21 protein-coding genes and 1 pseudogene are annotated in these 14,783 nt (G+C 66.4%); 14 read left to right on the forward strand and 8 right to left on the reverse strand.

Features of this window, described 5'->3' with window-relative positions; translation table 11 throughout:
* Positions 1-45: 45 nt before the first annotated feature.
* The gene (locus ABLE92_RS24485; protein WP_348807409.1) at positions 46-606 is read right to left on the reverse strand and encodes a hypothetical protein; all 561 of its coding nucleotides are present in this window, start codon (positions 604-606) and stop codon (positions 46-48) included.
* A 210-nt stretch (positions 607-816) separates the two neighbouring features.
* Here ABLE92_RS24485 and ABLE92_RS24490 point away from each other — a divergent pair, with 210 nt between their 5' ends.
* Positions 817-1,014 carry an antitoxin Phd gene (locus ABLE92_RS24490; protein ID WP_348807410.1) on the forward strand — a complete coding sequence of 66 codons (198 nt, stop codon included), beginning with the start codon at positions 817-819 and terminating at the stop codon, positions 1,012-1,014.
* 51 nt (positions 1,015-1,065) lie between these two features.
* On the opposite strand, the gene ABLE92_RS24495 is transcribed toward ABLE92_RS24490, so the two are convergent.
* Positions 1,066-1,449: a DUF5997 family protein gene (locus tag ABLE92_RS24495; protein ID WP_348807432.1), complete on the reverse strand. Its 384-nt coding sequence runs from the start codon at positions 1,447-1,449 to the stop codon at positions 1,066-1,068.
* Between the two features lie 80 nt (positions 1,450-1,529).
* Between ABLE92_RS24495 and ABLE92_RS24500 the strand changes: the two genes are divergently transcribed.
* From ABLE92_RS24500 to ABLE92_RS24515, 4 genes are read left to right on the forward strand one after another with little or no spacing between them, the layout of a single operon-like run.
* Positions 1,530-2,288: a LysR family transcriptional regulator substrate-binding protein gene (locus ABLE92_RS24500; protein ID WP_348807411.1), complete on the forward strand. Its 759-nt coding sequence runs from the start codon at positions 1,530-1,532 to the stop codon at positions 2,286-2,288.
* A 40-nt stretch (positions 2,289-2,328) separates the two neighbouring features.
* The gene (locus ABLE92_RS24505; RefSeq protein ID WP_348807412.1) at positions 2,329-2,913 is read left to right on the forward strand and encodes a hypothetical protein; all 585 of its coding nucleotides are present in this window, start codon (positions 2,329-2,331) and stop codon (positions 2,911-2,913) included.
* Between the two features lie 30 nt (positions 2,914-2,943).
* On the forward strand, positions 2,944-3,423 hold the full coding sequence (locus tag ABLE92_RS24510; RefSeq protein WP_348807413.1) for a hypothetical protein: 480 nt from the start codon (positions 2,944-2,946) through the stop codon (positions 3,421-3,423).
* On the forward strand, positions 3,420-3,839 hold the full coding sequence (locus ABLE92_RS24515) for a DUF2628 domain-containing protein (protein WP_348807414.1): 420 nt from the start codon (positions 3,420-3,422) through the stop codon (positions 3,837-3,839). Before ABLE92_RS24510 ends, ABLE92_RS24515 begins: the two co-directional genes overlap by 4 nt.
* A 48-nt stretch (positions 3,840-3,887) precedes the next feature.
* Here ABLE92_RS24515 and ABLE92_RS24520 read toward each other — a convergent pair whose 3' ends face one another.
* From ABLE92_RS24520 to ABLE92_RS24530, 3 genes are read right to left on the reverse strand one after another with little or no spacing between them, the layout of a single operon-like run.
* Positions 3,888-4,265 carry a dihydrofolate reductase family protein gene (locus ABLE92_RS24520; RefSeq protein WP_348807415.1) on the reverse strand — a complete coding sequence of 126 codons (378 nt, stop codon included), beginning with the start codon at positions 4,263-4,265 and terminating at the stop codon, positions 3,888-3,890.
* Positions 4,147-4,491, reverse strand: coding sequence for a dihydrofolate reductase family protein (locus tag ABLE92_RS24525; RefSeq protein ID WP_348807416.1), 345 nt, complete (start codon positions 4,489-4,491; stop codon positions 4,147-4,149). The genes ABLE92_RS24520 and ABLE92_RS24525 overlap by 119 nt, the downstream gene beginning before the upstream one ends.
* Positions 4,492-4,497: 6 nt before the next feature.
* On the reverse strand, positions 4,498-5,394 hold the full coding sequence (locus ABLE92_RS24530) for an SDR family NAD(P)-dependent oxidoreductase (protein ID WP_348807417.1): 897 nt from the start codon (positions 5,392-5,394) through the stop codon (positions 4,498-4,500).
* Positions 5,395-5,418: 24 nt separating this feature from the next.
* On the opposite strand from ABLE92_RS24530, the gene ABLE92_RS24535 reads away from it, so the two are divergent.
* From ABLE92_RS24535 to ABLE92_RS24560, 6 genes are all read left to right on the forward strand, one after another.
* Complete coding sequence (locus ABLE92_RS24535) at positions 5,419-5,835, forward strand: CoA-binding protein (RefSeq protein WP_348807418.1); 417 nt, start codon at positions 5,419-5,421, stop codon at positions 5,833-5,835.
* 25 nt (positions 5,836-5,860) lie between these two features.
* On the forward strand, positions 5,861-6,574 hold the full coding sequence (locus ABLE92_RS24540; RefSeq protein ID WP_348807419.1) for a hypothetical protein: 714 nt from the start codon (positions 5,861-5,863) through the stop codon (positions 6,572-6,574).
* Positions 6,571-7,038: a MarR family winged helix-turn-helix transcriptional regulator gene (locus tag ABLE92_RS24545; RefSeq protein ID WP_348807420.1), complete on the forward strand. Its 468-nt coding sequence runs from the start codon at positions 6,571-6,573 to the stop codon at positions 7,036-7,038. The genes ABLE92_RS24540 and ABLE92_RS24545 overlap by 4 nt, the downstream gene beginning before the upstream one ends.
* Positions 7,039-7,048: 10 nt before the next feature.
* Positions 7,049-7,537: a hypothetical protein gene (locus tag ABLE92_RS24550; RefSeq protein ID WP_348807421.1), complete on the forward strand. Its 489-nt coding sequence runs from the start codon at positions 7,049-7,051 to the stop codon at positions 7,535-7,537.
* A 65-nt stretch (positions 7,538-7,602) separates the two neighbouring features.
* The gene (locus tag ABLE92_RS24555; RefSeq protein ID WP_348807422.1) at positions 7,603-8,667 is read left to right on the forward strand and encodes a type IV toxin-antitoxin system AbiEi family antitoxin; all 1,065 of its coding nucleotides are present in this window, start codon (positions 7,603-7,605) and stop codon (positions 8,665-8,667) included.
* Positions 8,622-9,440, forward strand: coding sequence for a hypothetical protein (locus ABLE92_RS24560; RefSeq protein WP_348807423.1), 819 nt, complete (start codon positions 8,622-8,624; stop codon positions 9,438-9,440). Before ABLE92_RS24555 ends, ABLE92_RS24560 begins: the two co-directional genes overlap by 46 nt.
* A 7-nt stretch (positions 9,441-9,447) precedes the next feature.
* Here ABLE92_RS24560 and ABLE92_RS24565 read toward each other — a convergent pair whose 3' ends face one another.
* Both ABLE92_RS24565 and ABLE92_RS24570 read right to left on the reverse strand, forming a co-directional pair.
* Entirely contained in the window at positions 9,448-9,987 is a 540-nt protein-coding gene (locus ABLE92_RS24565; RefSeq protein ID WP_348807424.1) for a DUF1697 domain-containing protein, read from the reverse strand.
* 16 nt (positions 9,988-10,003) lie between these two features.
* Positions 10,004-11,143, reverse strand: a pseudogene (locus tag ABLE92_RS24570) (citrate/2-methylcitrate synthase).
* Positions 11,144-11,198: 55 nt separating this feature from the next.
* Here ABLE92_RS24570 and ABLE92_RS24575 point away from each other — a divergent pair.
* On the forward strand, positions 11,199-12,455 hold the full coding sequence (locus tag ABLE92_RS24575) for a citrate synthase (protein ID WP_348807425.1): 1,257 nt from the start codon (positions 11,199-11,201) through the stop codon (positions 12,453-12,455).
* On the opposite strand, the gene ABLE92_RS24580 is transcribed toward ABLE92_RS24575, so the two are convergent.
* Positions 12,414-13,181, reverse strand: coding sequence for a methyltransferase domain-containing protein (locus tag ABLE92_RS24580; RefSeq protein ID WP_348807426.1), 768 nt, complete (start codon positions 13,179-13,181; stop codon positions 12,414-12,416). The genes ABLE92_RS24575 and ABLE92_RS24580 overlap by 42 nt on opposite strands.
* A gap of 36 nt (positions 13,182-13,217) precedes the next feature.
* Between ABLE92_RS24580 and rnhA the strand changes: the two genes are divergently transcribed.
* Both rnhA and ABLE92_RS24590 read left to right on the forward strand, forming a co-directional pair.
* Complete coding sequence (gene rnhA, locus ABLE92_RS24585; protein ID WP_348807427.1) at positions 13,218-13,709, forward strand: ribonuclease HI; 492 nt, start codon at positions 13,218-13,220, stop codon at positions 13,707-13,709.
* Complete coding sequence (locus ABLE92_RS24590; RefSeq protein WP_348807428.1) at positions 13,706-14,617, forward strand: D-isomer specific 2-hydroxyacid dehydrogenase family protein; 912 nt, start codon at positions 13,706-13,708, stop codon at positions 14,615-14,617. Before rnhA ends, ABLE92_RS24590 begins: the two co-directional genes overlap by 4 nt.
* Positions 14,618-14,783: the final 166 nt, after the last annotated feature.

Below are 14,783 nucleotides of genomic sequence, written 5' to 3' on the forward strand. Positions count from 1 at the left end.
CGTCACGGGTAGTGCTTCGGCAGAGCCGATGTCATCGCCCGAAGGTCAGTCAGAACCCGTCGTCGGGCGATCGATCGACCAGAGCGACGTGGCGTACCAGATCTGTTCGTCGGGGTTCTTCGGCGATACCAGGTACGCGGTGTCACCCGGTCGGAGGGTCAGGCCGCGTGCGGTCATATCGGGGTCCAGACACACCGTGATCAGCTGCGAGCCATTGGGCGTGATGGCCTCGGCCTGGGCCAGTCGCTGCGGCGTGTCCAGACCGTCGACCATGCTGACCTTGTGCCCGGCCAGTTCGGTGGGCTCGGATTCCTTGCCGGCGCGCAGCAACATCCGCAGCACCGGGTACATGAGGACCATGGTGGCGGCCATCGCCGCCGCCCCCACTGCCAGGGCCACGATCGTCGGTGCCGTGTCCCCCAGGAGCATGAGTCCGCTGACGCCGGCGCCGATGGTGACGCCGGGGGTGAGCAGACTGAGCATGCCGACACCGGAATCCCCGATGTGGACGTCGATCGGCCCCAGATCCAGGCCGATGAGAGACAGCAGGCTCAGGCACAATCCGGTGGCGGCGACAATGAGGAGCACCATCGCCAACGGGTCCATGTGCTCGTTCTCCCTCTGGTGGTACCTGCCTTGTGTGCTTCATCAGGTCGTGCAGAATCATCTGGTCGCCACAGTAGAGGGTCGTCCCGCGAGTGTCGGCCAATCGTTCGACCAAACGAACGACGGACGCAGCAGGTCACGGGCGTGAATGAACACAACGGAGGTATCGTATTCGGTACCTTCCGGGTACCACGCGGAAAGGGTCCCTCGATGCCCTCACTCAACCTCACCTTCAGCGACGACGAGCTTCAGGAGCTGCGTGAGGCCGCTGAGCGTGCGAACGTCTCGCTCGAGACGTTCGCACACGATGCCGTCACGGCAGCGGCGAGTTCGGAAAAGCGTCAGGTCGCCGAGACGTCCAAGAGGGTCGCCGAGATCTCGGCGGATCTCAACCGCCGGTTGGCGTGAGGGCGAACTACCTCGATCGAGGCCGCCATGCACATACTCGACGGGTGGGGATCATGCGTCGTCCGGCGTCTCCGCCTCGTCGCGTCGCCGATCAGCGTGCAACGACTTGATGCGACGCTCCTCACGCAGCACCTCGACGTGCTTGGTACGTTCGGCCGCCAGCCAGTCGGGCATTTCGTCGAGGAGTGCGTTGATCTGGTCGGTCGTCAGCGCTTCGGTGATCTCGCCCCGGATCAGGCCGGAGTTCGAGATCCCGAGTTTGGCGGCGACGAGGTTCTTCGGGTGCGGACCGTTGGCGCGCAGGTCGCGCAACCATTGCGGCGGGTCGGCCTGCAGCGCGGCCAATTGCGCCCGCGTGATCGGGCCGGCGCGGAACTCCTCCGGCGTCGCCGGCAGGTAGACGTCAAGCTTCTTGGCGGCGGTGGCCGGTTTCATCGACTGCGAGCTCATGCTCGCAGCGTATCGCCGTTGCCGCGATTCTCCGAGGCGGTCAAGCTCCGGGGTAGCCTCGGGACGTGAATCCGCCCGCAGATGCCGACCCGTCGAGCCCGGCGGTGTTCCGGCTCGCCTACGTGCCGGGCACGACCCCCGGGAAATGGGTGCGCATCTGGGGTGAGCGCCACCCGGACATCCCGCTCGAGATGAATTCGGTCGAGGTCGCCGACACCGCCGCGGTGATCGGACGAGGCGACGCCGACATGGCGATCACCCGCCTGCCCGACGCGCTCACCCACGCCGATCCCGGGCCACACCACACGATCACGCTCTACGAGGAGACGACGGTGGTCGTCTTCGGCAAGGACCATCTGTTCAGCGCGGGCGACGAACTACAGCCCGATGACCTCGCCGACGAGGCTGTGCTGTGGCCGCTCGACGAACCACTCGCCGTGACCGACCGTCCCGGGACCGCGATCGAGCATCGCCCCGAAACCACCGCCGACGCCATCGAACTCGTCGCCGCCGGTGTCGGACTGCTGGTGGTGCCCCAGTCGCTGGCCCGGCTACATCACCGGCGCGACCTGGACTATCGACCGGTCGCGGGTCTGCCGACGAGCACCGTCGGACTACTGTGGCCCGATCCGACGTCGGAGGCGGCCGAGGAATTCATCGGGATCGTCCGCGGCCGCAAGGCCACCTCGTCTCGTGGCGCCACCGACGCACCGCCGAAACGGTCGGCCAAGGAGAAGGCGGCCGCCAAACGGGCGGCCCGGGAGGCGGCCGGGAAGGTGCCGGGGACACGGCGTTCGGGGAATCGCGCTCGTCGCCCGCGATGAGATCCCTCGTTGCCGAGATGCTCTCGATATGGTGGCGACCGTGAATGCCGTGGGGGAAACCGAACTCGTGATCCGGGCAGGGGTGCGGCCCACTGGTGCGGTGCTGTTCGGCGTCAACCTCGTGATCGGTGTCGTGATGACGTTCGCCGGGATTACCTTGATGGCAACGGCTTCCGATCCGGGCTTCTTCGTCATGTCCCTCGTCGCCGCGATCAGCGGAGCGCTTCTCCTCGTCGCCGTCGTGGTGATCGGTCTCGCCTGGTGGCGCGGAGAGGCTCTCGCGGTCATCACCGACACGTCGATCACTTTGTGCGCCATCGACGATCCTGCCCTGCGTGAGTGGGCGTGGTCGGACATCGTCCGAATCGACGTCGACCAGGAGATCGCAAACGGGGTGAGGATCGCGACCGTATATCGATTCACGCTGATCCCCGGGGAGCGAACCGACGCGTTGATGACCTCGATGCCTACCCGTACCCGGTGGCTGTTCACCAGACGCCCGGCCGATCCGACGTGCATGCGGGTCACGTCATTTCATACGCCGGCACCGCGGAGGATTCGGAAGTTCCTGTACTCCGTTGCGCCGAGGCGGGACGTCATTCGGGTGGATGGGCGACCGGCGTAGCCGTCCCGGCGCCGTGATATCACAGGTCTCGTGCCGAATCGCTCACTGACGTCGCTTGCCTCCTGGGAACCGATCATCCGTTCTCTGCGTGACGCCCGCGCCGACATCGCGTCGACCGACACCGTTGCGGTCACAGGTCATCTCAGCCGCTCGATGTCCGGGACGTGCGTGTTCCAGGAGCCCGGATTCGCGTCCGTCCGCTTCGAGTCCGGACTGTTGGATCCCTCGTCCGGCAGCGTCACCGGGATGACGCAGACGCTGGGCCGGTTACCGGCCCTCGAATACCTCAAGGTGCCGTATGCGACGTGGCTTGACCTCGTCGCCGCCGACGCGGTGCCGCCGTCGCTGATCGCCTGCGAAATCGCCGATGCACCAGGTGATCTGGTTCCTTGGATGGCGCTGACCAACAGCTTGCTGCTGGGGCGCGGACTCGATCCGGTCGAGGTGACGCGGGTCAGTGACAGCGGAGTCGACACGTTCATTCCCACCATCGCGGATACGAGGCCATGACCGACACCGGATTTCCACGCTCGCAATCTGTCCCATCGCACTGGGAGAGCCGATTCGCGTTCTACGATGCCCATGGCAACCCGGCTGATCCCGCCGGACGCGCAGCGTTTCGGGCGCTACCATTCGGGCGACGAATGCGGTTGGCGTTCAACGTCTTGGCCTTTCTGTTCGGCCCGATCTACTTCGCGGTCAAGGGGATGTGGCGCAAGGGGCTCACTCTCGTCGCCATCGGCGTGGCGGTCGGGGTTGTCATGGAAGTGGGCGGTTTGCCACCGTCGCTGAGTACGCCGGTCGCCGCCGCGATGGGAGCGCTCGCCGGCTCCACCGCGAACTACGCCTACTACCTGCACGTCCGTGCGAAGTCGCGCTCCTGGAACCCCTTCGAGGGGATGAGCGGGACGAAACGCACTCAGTGACAAGATCCCCGCGCCGCCGCGGAGGTGGCGTGCTGGTCCGCGCGGTCGTCACCGTGGTTCGGGCTCGACCACCGCTGTTCTGCGCTCGTACTCGTTGATGAGCACCCCGGACTCGTAGGCGCGACTGCGGGTGAGGTCGAAGCCACGCACACCGGACAGTGCGTCGGTGAGCATCGGAGTGCCGGCGAACAGCGGGATGCCCGCGCCGAGCAGGATCGGATTCACCTTGAGGATCAGCCGGTCGATGTCGTCGATGAGCGAGGCCGCCAACACGCCACCACCGCACAACCAGATACCCTGGCCCTCTTCACTTTTGAGTCGGCCGACGACATCCGAGGGCGACTCGGCGGTCACCGTCACGTCGTCGGGGACCGCACGAGAAGACGAACTGCCGCAGATGCGGGTACGGGCTGGACAGGCCGACATCCGCGCCCACGGCATAGGTGGCGCTACCCATCAGGACGGTGTCGAACACCGTTGTCGGAGGCGTGATGCTGAGCGCGTCGAGAGCCGGTTTCGGTAGCGCGTCGGCGAAGTCGGACAGGATGGTCGCCATGTGATCGCCCTCGGCGTCGAAGGCGTCAAAGTTGCCGTCGGTGTCGGCGATGAATCCGTCGAGACTGACTGCAACGTAATAGATCAGTGGACGCATGGTGACCTACTGTACGGAAAGCGTGGTCCCCGTGGCCTTCTCGGCCGTATCCCACAACCGGCCCGCGAGCCCGAAGTCGCAGGCGGTGCGCGACCTGCCGAACAGCACCGGCGCACCGCGTAGTGCGCCGAACCCGTCGACGCCGACGTAGCTGCCGGTGGCGATCGGTTCGGTCAGGCAGTACAGCGTCGTCGCCGCGCCGGCGTCGACGTCGTTCGCCAGTAGTCGCGCACCGCCCTGCACGATCCGATGCGCGATACCGAGGTGCGGCTTGTTGGAGATGTTGGACGCCACCCAGCCGGGAGTGGTGAGCATGGTCTCGATGGGTGAGCCCGCCGACCGCAATCGGCGGTCGAGTTCGAGGCCCCACAACATCACCGCGAGCTTGGACCGCGCATACGCGCGCGGGGGACTCCACTGTGCCGCAGACAGATTCAGATCATCGGGGTCGATCCGGGCGACCTTGTGGGCGTCGGAGGCCACGCACACGATCCGTCGACGGATCTGGGGCGCAAGCAGATTGGTGAGGGCGAAGGGCCCGAGGAAGTTGGTGCCGATGGTTCGCTCGTGGCCGTCGACGGTCTCGCCGCGACCGGTCGGGAACATGCCGGCGTTGTTGATCAGGAAGTCGATCGGCCCGTCGATGGCCTCGGCGCACGCACGCACCGACGACAGGTCGGCCAGATCGAGCGGTACCACCGCACAGTCGCCGCCGAACTCGTCGGCCCGCGCCCGACCCAACTCGACGTCCCGGGCGGGTATCACCACCGACACGCCGGCCCGCGCGAGTGCTCGTGCGGTGGCCATGCCGAGTCCGTTCGTCGCTCCGGTGACCACCGCGCGGGTCCCGGCGAGGGCGGCCAGGTCCAGCTCGGCGAACGGTTCGGTCGTGGTGCGCCTCATGAAACCGACCATAGACTCGTCGTCATGAGCACAGACGAGATCGTCGAGAAGATCCTGAACACCTACGACACCATCACCGTCGTCGGCGCCAGCGCGAATCCGCACAAGCCCGCCAACGAGGTTCCCGCCCTCATGCAGGCCAAAGGCTGGCGCATCATCCCGGTGAATCCGACGGCCACCGAGATCGTCGGCGAACAGGTGTATCCGACCCTCGCCGAAGTGCCCGAGCAGGTCGGGTTCGTCGACGTCTTCCGTCCGTCGGCCGACGCCCCGGAGATCGCCCGGCAGGCCGTCGCCGCCGGGGCGGGCGCATTGTGGCTGCAACTGGGCATCACCTCGCCGGAGGCACGCCAGATCGCCGAGGACGCGGGCCTGCTCTACGTCGAAGACCGCTGCCTCAAGATCGAACAGGCCCGCACCGGGATCACCGCCGGCGCCTGAGCGCACCGATCAGGAGGTCGCCGAGGTGGACTCGTTCTGGAATGAGCCGAAGGTGCCGTTGGCGTTGCTGTTCGTCGCGTTTCTGGTGACCTTCCTGATCACCCGCACCATCACGCGGTTGATCCGGGCCGGTAAGGGTCCGTTCCGCAACAACATTCAGGGCGGCGTGCACATCCACCACGCGGTCCCCGGTCTGATCCTGCTGCTGATCGGCGCGGTGACGTCGGTCGCGGCGGCCGGGCACGCACCGGGATCGCTGATCGCGGCGGTCCTCATCGGTGTCGGCGCCAGCCTCGTCCTCGACGAGTTCGCGCTGATCCTGCACCTCACCGACGTGTACTGGACCAAAGAAGGACAGCTGTCGGTGCAGGTGGTGAGCCTGACCGTCGCACTCCTCGGCCTGCTCGCACTGGGCATCGATCCCTTCACCGAGGACGACCTCTCCGCGGTCGGGCACCTCGGCCTCCTCGTCGTGCTACCCGTCCACATCGCATGCGTGCTGGTGTGCGTGGCGAAGGGCAAGTACTCGACCGCCGCGGTGGCCGCCTTCATCCCGCCGGTGGGATGGATCGGGGCGGTACGCCTCGCCCGGCCGGGTTCGCGGTGGGCGCGCCGCCACTACTCCGACGCCAAGAAGCAACGCGCCCGCGACCGGGCGAGCGCGTTCGACGCCCGCTTCGGTCGCTGGGGCCTCGACGTGGAAGACCTGGTGGCGGGCAAGCCTACGATGGGAGAATGACCGAACCGGACAATCCGCTGCTACTGGAACGGCAGGTGTGCTTCGCCCTGGCCGTGGCCAACCGTTCGGTGCTGCGGATCTACCGGCGACTCCTCGATCCCCTCGGACTCACCCACCCGCAGTACCTGGTGATGCTCGCGCTGTGGGAATCCGCCCCGCGCGGCGTCAAGGAGATCGGCGCGGTGCTGCAACTGGATTCGGCGACGCTCTCACCACTGCTCAAACGGCTCGAGGCGAACGGACTGATCGAACGGCGTCGGCGCGACAATGACGAACGCAACGTCGACATCGACCTCACCGACGCCGGACGCGCCCTGCGTACGAAGGCCCTCGACATCCCGCCCGCCGTCGTCGACGCCCTCGGCGTCGACCTCGCCGACCTCGAAGAACTCCATGGCGTCCTGACCCGGGTGAATGCGGCCGCCGTGCGCGCCGAACGGCCCGCGGCCCGGGCCGAGGGATAGGGTCGAGGTCATGTCGCCCGTCGCGATCATCGTCATCGTCGTCATTGTTGCCGTCGCGTTGTTCACCCTCGGTGGTGCGATCTGGTTCGCCTGGGATTCCGACAAACGCATCCGCGCGTTCGCCCGGTCCACCGATCTGATCCCCGGCAAACCGAGTCGTGCTCCCAAGGCGTGGACGACGGACACCAGCCCGGAGGCGTTGCTGCACCGGCGGGTGCGCTACGCGATTGCCGACGTGCACCAGAATCCGGCCATCCCGCACGATGACGAGACCGTTGCGGTGCGAGATCGTCTCGACGACAAGGTCTTCGAACTCGACGATCAGCTCATCGCTGCGGCATCGCTGAGCGGCGACGAGAAGACCGAACGACTCGAGGAACTCGAGACCGCCGTCAAGGCGCTCGAAGAGCTGCCCCGGCAGTTATGGGAAGCGCCGTTCGCGCAGCAGCGTGACGATATGAATGCCGTCATCGGGACGATCGATCGAGTGGTGCCCTGAACCACCTCGGGCGTTCAGTTTTGTCGAGTGTTCAGTTTTTGTGAACACTGCGCTATTCTGAACGCATGTCGGATGTGATCCCCGCTGCACTGCTGACATCGGTGCGGCATTGGCTGGAGACGTATGGGGTGCAGCTGACCTCGTCGGCGCTGGGCGATCTGGCGGAGAACGAGAGCGGGACGATCAAGCTCACGATCGTCGGCGGTGAGAAGATGGCCGTCGAAGGACGCTATCTAACTGAATTCTCCATGGCGGGATTGGGGGAGATCGGTCGGATGTCCGAGGGGCAGCGACAGGCTGGGACCCAGGTCTTGGTGATCGCGCCGTACATACACCCGCGGAGTGCCGAAACCCTTCGCTCCCTGAATATCTGGTTCGCCGACGGCGCCGGGAACGCGTACTTGCGCGCACCCGGTCTGGTGGTCGACGTCCGAGGTCGCAGCCGGCCCACGAAGCTGCTGGACCAGATCTCGGTATCCAGATCACGGTCATCAACCTTGTTCACCCGCAAGCGGTCTCAGGTGGTTGCAGTGATCCTCGCTGATCCAAGGTTGGTGGATGCGCCGCTGCGCGTGCTCTCGGAGTTTTCGGGTACTTCGGTCGGGTTGGTCAAGAACCTGATGGATGATCTGGTCGATACCGCCTTCGTCGAGGTATGGGGTGAGCATCGCAGGCCAGGCAACCTCGTTGCGCTCCTCGATTCCTGGGCCGTGTCTTATGCGAACCAGGTCGACACGATTTTCGACGGTGAGGGCACGGTGAATCCTGTTGTGCCCAAGGGCACCCGACTGTTCCTCAGTGGAGAGCGCGCTGTTCCGGAGCTGATCCACCGCGCTCCAACACTCACCGCCTACGTCAACATCAGCCCAACGCAACCGGTACCGGTAGACCTCATCCGAGAAAACCGTTGGAGGAAAAGCGCAACGCCGAATGTTCACCTCCGCAAATGGTTCTGGAATGGTATTGAGGGGATGCACACGAGAGCCGACGGATTCGCCGTCGCGCCGACACCGATCGTCTACGCCGATCTCTTGGGCTCCAATGAGGAGCGGCAACGTGAGGCCGCAGAAGGGGTGAGGCGGGGATGGATCAAGGAGATCGAGCCTATCGTGGCGAGCATGCGGACATAGCCAGGGTGGTTGCCGAGATCGCCGACGTTATCGATCCGGCGCAGATCATGCTGGTGGGTGCGCGTTGTCGAGACATCCTCCATGCGCGGCTTGCGGATGGTGCCCGGTTTCGTGCAACCAACGACACAGATCTTGCCGTGGCCATCCCTGACTGGTCAGTTTTTGAGGAACTTCACGCTCGCTTTGGATCCACGGAACGTGCGTGGCAGAGAATGATGATTGCAGGGATACCCACCGACGTTGTGCCTTTCGGCGCACTTGAAGAGCCTCGTGGGACGATCTCGCGCGAGATCGGCAGGATCGAGTTGAATGTCCACGGCTTTGCCGACGTCTTCGACGCTGCAGACGTCTTGGCGCTCAACGATGCTCTTCGCATTCGAATACCCACCCTCCCTGGATACGCCGTGTTGAAAGCTCATGCCTGGCTCGATCGGCTGGAGAAGTACGAATACAAGGATGCGCAGGACCTCGCGCTGTGCATTCACTGGACCTCGCTCCGGTCCGACGACCTGTGGGGCGATGCGTTTTGGGCCCTCGAACGGGAAGACTTTGATCTCCACCGAGGCGCAGCGGCACTGCTTGCCGCGGAGATGCTGGCGCTCTTGAGCGTCGAAGAGGCGGCGGTGCTGCGAGATCGGATGGGGTCGATGAATGTGGAACTGCTTGCGCAGCAGTGTGTTCTTGCTGCGCCAGGCTGGCCGACCTCTGCAGACACACGTCGAGCGGTGGTGGCTGCGCTCGTTCGTGGTATCACCGATGGCCCTCAGGGCTGATCCGAGATCACGTCGTGCCCTCCGCGATCTCGATCAGTGTCCGCACCGTCCGCAGGTTGCGTCCGGTGCCCGCGACGCCGAGCCCGCGGGCGATCTTTGGCGAGCTGAGCGTGCTCTTGCCGACGCCGCCGGCGTAGTAGATGTGCAGATCGGCGCCGATCACGGCGAGTTGATCGTCGCCGAAATCCGTGTCGAGGAAGGCTTTCGTCTTGTCCGGATCGGGGATTCCGGTGAGGAAGTAGAGGTGGGCGAACTTCTCGTCGTCCGCCTCGAAGGGGAAGGCCGCCACCGCATTCCGCAACTCGTCGACCGACCGCGCGATGACCTCACGGGAAAATCCGTGGCGCGCTTCGATCAGTTCCTCGAGGGCGCTCGCGAATGCCGCCGGTGACGTCGGTGGGATGCAGATCAGGTTGCCCGACGCGATATGCGTGCGGACCTCGGTGGCGCCGAGTTCGGTTGCCTCGGAACGAAGGTCGGCCATCGGCAACTTCGCGCCACCGACGTTGATCGCGCGAACCAGGAAGATGTGGGGGAGCGAGGCCATGCCTCAGTGTGGCACGTCACGGCCGCTGCACGTCGGGACTCGGGCCCACATAGCGCGCCGCGGGCCGAATGATCTTGCGGCTCTGCGCCTGCTCGAGGATGTTCGCGCACCAACCGACCATGCGGCTGACCGCGAACGTCGGTGTGAACATCGACCGGGACACGCCGCAGCATTCCATGACGACACCCGCATAGAACTCCACGTTGGCATACCGCGGCTGCTCCGGATGGGCCCGTGCGAGGACATCGGTGATCGCCTCCTCGGCCGCCACCGCCCGGTCGACCAGCGGTCCACCGAACCCGAGTGCGATGTCGCGCAACATCATCGAACGAGGGTCGGCGGTGCGGTAGACGGCATGCCCGAATCCCATGATCCGACGGTGCGCGGCCACCTGCTCGGCCGCCCAGGTACGCGCATCCCCGTGGTCGGCGATCTCGTCGAGGGCATCGAGCGCACGATCCGGGGCCCCGCCGTGCAGCGGGCCGGAGAAGGCGCCCAGGGCTCCGCAGACCGCTCCGAAGACGTCCGCGCCGGTCGACGCGATCACCCGGGCGGTGAATGTCGAGGCGTTGAACCCGTGATCCATCGTGGCGATCAGGTAATGCTCGATGGCGCGCGCCTCCTGCGCCGTCGGTTCCCGACCGGAGATCAGATACAGCCAGTTGGCGGCCACACCGAGGTCCGCGCGAGGCTCCAGGGGACTCTAACCGGCGCGGATGCGATGCAGGGCAGCCAGGATCGTTGGGGTGAGGGCCGTCGCGCGCAGGGCGTCGTCGACGCGTTGCCGCGGGTCGGCATCCCACAGTGGGCGGGCGCCGGTTGCAGGTCCGGTGGCCGAGAGGACGGTTCGCAGGCCGGCGAGGGATTCGCGCTCACCGCCCAGCAGCGCTGCGGTGCGCAGGATGCCGGCGAGCTCGTCCGGCAGGGTGCGCAGGGCGGTTGTCCGCGTGATGAACTCGGCCAACGCGGCGGCGTCGGGGAGATGGCCGTGGACGAACAGGTACCAGACCTCCTCAAAACTGCGGGTGCGCGCCAACTCGATCGCCGAGTACTGGCGGTAGTGGAAGAAACCCTCGGCGCCGCGGACGTCACCGATCTCGGTGTCGGCGACGATCACGTTCTGCAATCCGGCTGGAGCGATGAGTTGTTCGGTCATACCCACGACGATGAACCGTATTGAGCAGGCCGGTCAATGTTGATTCAATCAATATGTGACCCGCGCCCACACCCGCCGCTATCCGACGCCCATCCACCACGACGGGCGGGACTATCTGACCACCGAGCAGGTGGCAAAGATGCTGGGGGTCAAGGTGTCCACCGTCTACGCGTATGTCAGCCGTGGGCGTCTGAGCAGCCGGCGCATCGACGGCCACGACGGCAGCATGTTCCCCGTCGACGAGGTCGACGGGCTCCTCGACCGCACCCGCCATCGTCCGCCGACCGGTGTCGCCGAACGGATTCGCACCCAACTCACCTTCCTGCACGGGGACCGGCTCCACTATCGTGGCCACGACGTCGTCGACCTGTCGCGAACGTCGTCGTTCGAGGACGTCGCGGCGCTGCTGTGGGACCATCCGTGGATCGCCCCGTCGTCGCCGGCAGATCAGCGGGCCATCGGAGTCGCGGTGCGACGCGTCGCCGGTATCCGGGCGCGGGGAGTGGACCGGATTCGGCTGGCGGTCGACCTCGCCGGAGCACGAGATCCGTTGCGCCATCAGACCGATCCCGACGCGGTGACCACCAAGGCCGTGTCCGTGATCGCCGCCGCCGTCGAAGCGCTGGGCGACGGTCCATCCGAAGGTGCAGTCGCACAACGACTCTGGCCACGGCTCACCGACGAACCGGCCACCCGGCGGACCCTGGCCTTGCTGAACGCCGCGCTGGTGCTGCTCGCCGATCACGACCTCTCGGCCGGTGCGGTCGCCGCACGCGTCGCCGCGAGTGCGCGCGGCAGTGTCTACGCGGTGATCGGGGCCGGTCTCGGCGCCTTCGACGGCCCGAGCCACGGTGGCGCAACGACATTGGCCTACCGATTCCTCGCGGGTGCCCTCGACGACCCGACCGCAGCCCTCGCCGATGCACTGCACACCGGAACCCCGATCCCCGGGACCGGTCACGTGATCTATCGGCACTCCGATCCTCGGGCAGAGGAGATCATCCACAGGCTGGGCGCCATGGGCGCCGGAGACCGGCGGGTGATGCCCGCGGTGCGGACCATCGTCGATCACCTCGGTCCACGGCAGTTCGTCAACTCCGATTTCGCGTTGGCCGCCATCGCATTGCGCTACCGGATGAGCCCCGATGCCGCCGAGACGATCTTCGCGCTTGCCCGGATGGTCGGGTGGACCGCACACGCTCTCGAGGAGTACCGGGAGCCGCGCCTGCGCTTCCGTCCGGAGGGCGTCTACACCGGTATCCGGCCCGGATCAGGGCCTGGTGGCCACGGCGAAGGTACGGCGGAACGGTAGCGGGGTGCCCCACGAGTGGGTTGGATATGCCTCCCGCGACCGAACTTTCACCTCGTCGGTGAACGGGGCGACGAGATCGTCGGGCAGCGCCTGCAGATAGGGCCGGGCACCGGTACCCGAGATCCAGTCGAACACCGGGTCCGCACCGGGCAGCACGTGGAGGTAGGTGGTCTCCCAGGCGTCGACGAGATAACCGCGGTCGGCAAAGAACTCCAGGTAGAGCGCCGGGTCCGTGGTCGGCAGACGACGCGCGTGAGTGAGGTGTTGGGCGAAGGGCTCCTGCTGCGCCACCTCGGCGAGCGTCACATGCGTCGGCGAGTCGGCGTTGTTGGGGACCTGCACGGCGAAGGTGCCGCCCGGCGCGACGAACTGCAGCAGACGGGCGATCACCTCGAGCTGATTGGGAACCCACTGGAACATCGCATTCGAGACGAACAGATCGACGGGCCCGTTCGGCTGCCACGTGGTCACGTCGGCCGCGTCGTAACTGGCGAAGGCATCGAAGTTGGACCGGATCGCCTCGTCGATCATCTCCGCCGATGAATCGATGCCGAGGATACGTGCCTGCGGCCAGCGGGCCCGCAGATGCCGGGTGAGGTGTCCGGGGCCGCAGCCGAGGTCGACGATCGAGGCGGGTGCGCCGGGCACCTGGGCGATCAGGTCGAGAAACGGCCGGGTGCGAGAGTCGGCGAACTGGAGGTAGCGATCGGGGTCCCAGACGGGCATGGTTTCACCCTAGCCCCGCTGGGTAACCTCTGAGGAATGGCGAGTGACCCGCAGGACAACGCACCCGACCCGGCAACCGACGACTCCGTGGTGGAGATCTCCACCGACGGCGCCTGCCTCGGCAATCCCGGCCCCGGCGGCTGGGGAGCGGTGCTGCGGTTCAAGGGCACCGAGAAGGAGATCTCCGGCTCCGCCCCGGACACCACCAACAACAAGATGGAGCTCCAGGCGGCGATCGAGGGCCTCGCGGCGCTCACCCGGCCGTCGACGGTGATCCTGTACACCGACTCCAGCTACGTCCGCAACGGCATCATGAAGTGGGTCGCCGGATGGCAGCGCAACGGCTGGAAGACCGCCGACAAGAAGCCTGTCAAGAATTCCGATCTGTGGAAGCGGCTCATCGAGGAGGAGAAGCGCCACCAGGTGACCTGGCGCTGGGTCAAGGGCCACAACGGCGATCACTACAACGAGATCGCCGACCGCCTCGCCACGTCGGCGGCCCGCGAGATCGCCGGAGTTCGGTCATGAGTGACCTTGCGGTCGCCATCGAGCCGGTGCGTGACCAGCATGTGGTGGCCGCCGTCGAATCCACCGGCGCACGGATCGTCGACCTCGCCGACGCCCGGGTGCTCGTCTGGCTCGGTGACCCCACCGGATTTCCCGACTTGCCCGACACCATCGAATGGGTGGCGCTCAAGACCGCGGGCATCGAAGGGTTCGTCGACGCGGGCGTGCTCGACGAGAAGCGGATCTGGACCAACGCGTCCGGCTTCTACGCCGAGAACGTGGCCGAACACGCCCTGGCGCTGTTGCTGACCGGGCTGCGGCAGATCCACACCTCGATCCGCGACGGCTGGGACAAGGACCGCATCGACACCGCGGTCCGCACGTTGCGTGGGGCAACGGTGGCGATCGTCGGCGCCGGCGGTATCGGCGCATCGCTGATGCCGCGTCTGAAGGCTTGCGGCGCACAGGTTCTCGCGGTCAATCGGTCAGGCCGCCCGGTCGAGGGGGCCGACGCCACGCTGCCGTCGTCGCGGATGGATGAGGTGTGGACCTCCACCGATCACGTCATCCTCGCGGCACCGTCGACACCGGAAACCCATCACCTGATCAACGCCCGCAGCCTCGCCGCGCTGCCCGGCCATGCGTGGGTCATCAACGTCGCGCGCGGACCGCTGATCGACCAGCAGGCGCTGTACTGGGCGCTGCGCGGCAACGAAATCGCCGGTGCCGCACTTGATGTCACCGACCCCGAACCGCCGGCGGACGACGACCCGCTGTGGTCGCTGCCCAATTGCATCATCACCCCGCACATCGCCAACCCGGCGTCGGGACTGACCCGCGAACTCGCACCGTGGGTGGCGCGCAACATCGGACGCTTCGCCGCCGGTGAGGAACTCATCTCGGTGGTGCCGGTGGGGCGGGATTACTGAGGTCTCACCGAAGCGGGTCTTGCCTTTGAGTGCGCTCGAAGGCCTAGTACTACAGCCGTAGATCGGGTTTATTGTTGTTGTGACCTGCGGTTTTGGTGGCATTGTTGGGCGCGTTTCTGGTGACGTCGGCGCCACAGGGTCCAGTCGAGGATGCGGTCGACGGCGT

Source organism: Gordonia oleivorans (assembly GCF_040044975.1).
Lineage (GTDB): Bacteria > Actinomycetota > Actinomycetes > Mycobacteriales > Mycobacteriaceae > Gordonia > Gordonia oleivorans.

Excerpts from the sequence above, each read along its gene's own strand:
- ABLE92_RS24590 (WP_348807428.1), top strand. The coding sequence starts at position 13,706 with ATGAGTGACCTTGCGGTCGCCATCGAGCCGGTGCGTGACCAGCATGTG.
- ABLE92_RS24550 (WP_348807421.1), top strand. The coding sequence starts at position 7,049 with ATGTCGCCCGTCGCGATCATCGTCATCGTCGTCATTGTTGCCGTCGCG.
- rnhA (WP_348807427.1), top strand. The coding sequence starts at position 13,218 with ATGGCGAGTGACCCGCAGGACAACGCACCCGACCCGGCAACCGACGAC.
- ABLE92_RS24515 (WP_348807414.1), top strand. The coding sequence starts at position 3,420 with ATGACCGACACCGGATTTCCACGCTCGCAATCTGTCCCATCGCACTGG.
- ABLE92_RS24565 (WP_348807424.1), bottom strand. The coding sequence starts at position 9,987 with ATGGCCTCGCTCCCCCACATCTTCCTGGTTCGCGCGATCAACGTCGGT.
- ABLE92_RS24520 (WP_348807415.1), bottom strand. The coding sequence starts at position 4,265 with ATGTCGGCCTGTCCAGCCCGTACCCGCATCTGCGGCAGTTCGTCTTCT.
- ABLE92_RS24490 (WP_348807410.1), top strand. The coding sequence starts at position 817 with ATGCCCTCACTCAACCTCACCTTCAGCGACGACGAGCTTCAGGAGCTG.
- ABLE92_RS24535 (WP_348807418.1), top strand. The coding sequence starts at position 5,419 with ATGAGCACAGACGAGATCGTCGAGAAGATCCTGAACACCTACGACACC.
- ABLE92_RS24525 (WP_348807416.1), bottom strand. The coding sequence starts at position 4,491 with ATGCGTCCACTGATCTATTACGTTGCAGTCAGTCTCGACGGATTCATC.
- ABLE92_RS24530 (WP_348807417.1), bottom strand. The coding sequence starts at position 5,394 with ATGAGGCGCACCACGACCGAACCGTTCGCCGAGCTGGACCTGGCCGCC.
- ABLE92_RS24485 (WP_348807409.1), bottom strand. The coding sequence starts at position 606 with ATGGACCCGTTGGCGATGGTGCTCCTCATTGTCGCCGCCACCGGATTG.
- ABLE92_RS24555 (WP_348807422.1), top strand. The coding sequence starts at position 7,603 with ATGTCGGATGTGATCCCCGCTGCACTGCTGACATCGGTGCGGCATTGG.
- ABLE92_RS24495 (WP_348807432.1), bottom strand. The coding sequence starts at position 1,449 with ATGAAACCGGCCACCGCCGCCAAGAAGCTTGACGTCTACCTGCCGGCG.
- ABLE92_RS24560 (WP_348807423.1), top strand. The coding sequence starts at position 8,622 with ATGGATCAAGGAGATCGAGCCTATCGTGGCGAGCATGCGGACATAGCC.
- ABLE92_RS24545 (WP_348807420.1), top strand. The coding sequence starts at position 6,571 with ATGACCGAACCGGACAATCCGCTGCTACTGGAACGGCAGGTGTGCTTC.
- ABLE92_RS24580 (WP_348807426.1), bottom strand. The coding sequence starts at position 13,181 with ATGCCCGTCTGGGACCCCGATCGCTACCTCCAGTTCGCCGACTCTCGC.